General features: G+C 60.4%; 2 protein-coding genes. One reads left to right on the top strand and one right to left on the bottom strand.

The genetic code is table 11. The annotated features are described in order from the left end of the window. A partial coding sequence (locus EOA27_RS31575) for an IS701 family transposase (protein WP_127258116.1) occupies window positions 1–764 on the top strand: 764 nt, incomplete at its 5' end. Between the two features lie 998 nt (window positions 765–1762). Here the strand turns inward: EOA27_RS31575 and EOA27_RS31565 are convergent. After that, a complete protein-coding gene (locus EOA27_RS31565) occupies window positions 1763–2320 on the bottom strand; it encodes a reverse transcriptase domain-containing protein (protein ID WP_189562173.1) in 558 nt (185 codons plus the stop codon). Between the last annotated feature and the right edge of the window lie 214 nt (window positions 2321–2534).

Here is a 2534-nt window from a genome sequence, read left to right as displayed (position 1 = left end):
GTGATCAGGATCGGATGGCAAAAGCTGGCGTTCCCGAGCCGTCGCGCCTATCCCGCACTAAGCCGGAGATCGCGCTCGAAGAGATTGATCGGCTGATTGCCGCAGGTGTTCGGTTTGGTACTGTGCTCGCGGATGCAGGCTATGGTCTATCAGCCGCTTTTCGCCAGGGTTTAAGTGCGCGGGGTCTCACCTGGGCCGTCGGCATTCCCAAGCATCAGAAGGCTTATCCCCATGATGTCGCATTGATCTTTCCTGTTGCTGGTCATGGACGGCCACGCAAGCATTCCATCCCCGATACGCTATCGACAGCAGCCGAAACGATCCTTGCAGTTTCCACATGGAGGAAAGTCAGTTGGCGTCGCGGCACCAAAGGCCGATTGACCGCGCGCTTTGCTGCCCTGCGCATTCGAATTGCGGATGGCAGTCCGCAGCGTATCCTCGACAAGGGACAGCAGCACATCCCGGGCGAGGAGGCCTGGCTGGTTGGCGAGTGGCGCTCTAACGACGAACGCAAGTACTATCTGTCCAATCTTCCAGCCGAGGCGACATTAAAGCAGCTGGCGGCGGCCATCAAAGCCCGATGGGTTTGCGAGCAGGCCCATCAGCAGATGAAGGAAGAGCTCGGTCTCGATCACTTCGAAGGCCGATCGTGGCAAGGCCTCCACCGACACGCACTGATGATCATGATTGCTTATGCCTTCCTGCAACATCAGCGCCTACACAAGGCAAGGCGGGGAAAAAAGGACGAGACGCGGCCCGCCTAAACCGACACTGCCAGCCATCCGACGCGCCGTCATAGCCGCGCTCTCAAACCACCATCCCCCACAACGATGTCCACACTGCCGTATCCGGTTCCAAACGACCCCAAAATCAATTCTGCCAAAGTAGTGCTAAAGCTGCTCGCGATCTACGGACTGCGAAGCGGCGAAGTCCGCGGTCTTTGTCTCGAAGACATCGATTGGACGAGAGAGGTCATCAAGGTGACCCCGGTCCAAGCAGCGCAAGACGCAATACTACCCCCTGGTGACCTCCGTCGGCGACGCTGTTGTGAGTTACCTTCAGCTGGCGCGCCCCCGCTGCCGTCGCCATGAGGTCTTCCTCACCCTCAAGGCCCCGTTCGGCGCGTAAAATCCACTACTACCGCTGCCTCGGGGCGGATAGCTGGCGCCATCTCGGCGGATCTGTATGCGACAGCCGGCCGATCCGTCAGGATCTGCTCGATGAAGTGGTGTGGCGGGAGATGATGCGCTTGATCGAGGACCCCACGCTGATCCGCGCCGAGCTCGACCGGCGTCTTGACGCGGCCCGTGCGGTCGAGCCGACGAAACGGCGGCAAGAGGCTCTCGAACGGGACTGCGTGCGCGTCAGCAAGAGCATGGAACGGCTGGTGACCGCCTACCAGGAGGATCTCCTGTCGCTGGAGGAACTGCGTCGTCGCATGCCGGAACTGCGTGCCCGCGAGCAGACCATGCGCACAGAATTGCAGGCGATCCGCGATCAGGCCGCCGATCGCATGACATTCCTGCGTCTCGCCGAGACGCTGGCCGCCTTCCTCCAGAAATTACGGGCATCGGCGCAATCGCTGGACGTCAGCGACCGCCAGAGGATTGTCCGCTTGCTGGTCAAAGACGTCTTGGTCGACGACGATACCGTCATCATCCGCCACTCGCTCCCGATGCACACGACGATACCGCCGTCCGGCAACGCTTCATCGCCTTCCAACGGGAAATCGCCATCGGCTGACAAAAGTTACCTTTTGCGTTCAGGGAGTGATCACGCCTCCCTGCGGGGTTCCAGCCGCCGAGTTCTGCAGGGAGTCTCCTTCGAGTACTCCTGCCTTCAGCCATTTGTCGATCATGCGTCGAATGACGCCGTCCGTGATCCGCAGGTCGAGGAAGGAGCGCAGATGCCTGTGATCGATGCTGTCGAAGTACTTCGAGATATCCGCATCAATCACCCAACACTGTCGCTGTCCCATGATGCCATCGCACAATCGGCGTAAGGCATCATGAGCAGAACGGTCCGGCCGAAAGCCGAAAGAACAGTCCAGAAAGTCCTGCTCGTAGATCGGCTCCAGAAGCATCAAGATCGCCCGTTGCGCCACCTTGTCTTCAATGGTTGGAATGCCCAGAGGACGTTTCGACCCATCTGCTTTCGGTATGTAGTGACGCCGCACCGGCGGCGCATGATAGCTGCCCGACTTGATCCGCGACAGGAGGCTTTCAAGGTTCACCTCCAAATCCCTCTCATAGTCGGCAGCCGTGCGCCCGTTGATGCCCGCCGCGCCACCCTTGCGCGTCAGGGCCCACGCCTCGAACATCCAGTCAAGGTCGATCAGGTGGTGCAGGGACGTAAGCACCCGGTCCGGGTGCTCCCTCGCCTGTTTGGCTATCCACTGCTGTTTTGTGTACACGTTTGTGGGGCTCAGGGTCCCCTCCGATGTTTCCCGTCAGTGGGTCCGACATGTGACGCCCCCCTTCCCTCGACCGGGTTCCGCTGGCCACGGTTCCCCGCTTTCGACGGTACTATGAGGG

The sequence above is a fragment of the Mesorhizobium sp. M2A.F.Ca.ET.037.01.1.1 genome (genome assembly GCF_003998075.1).
Lineage (GTDB): Bacteria > Pseudomonadota > Alphaproteobacteria > Rhizobiales > Rhizobiaceae > Mesorhizobium.
Note: the sequence above shows the minus strand (reverse complement) of the source record. Positions and strands in the feature narration are given on the sequence as shown.

Coding starts and splice junctions, on each gene's coding strand:
- EOA27_RS31565 (WP_189562173.1), bottom strand. CDS start 2,320: ATGTTCGAGGCGTGGGCCCTGACGCGCAAGGGTGGCGCGGCGGGCATC.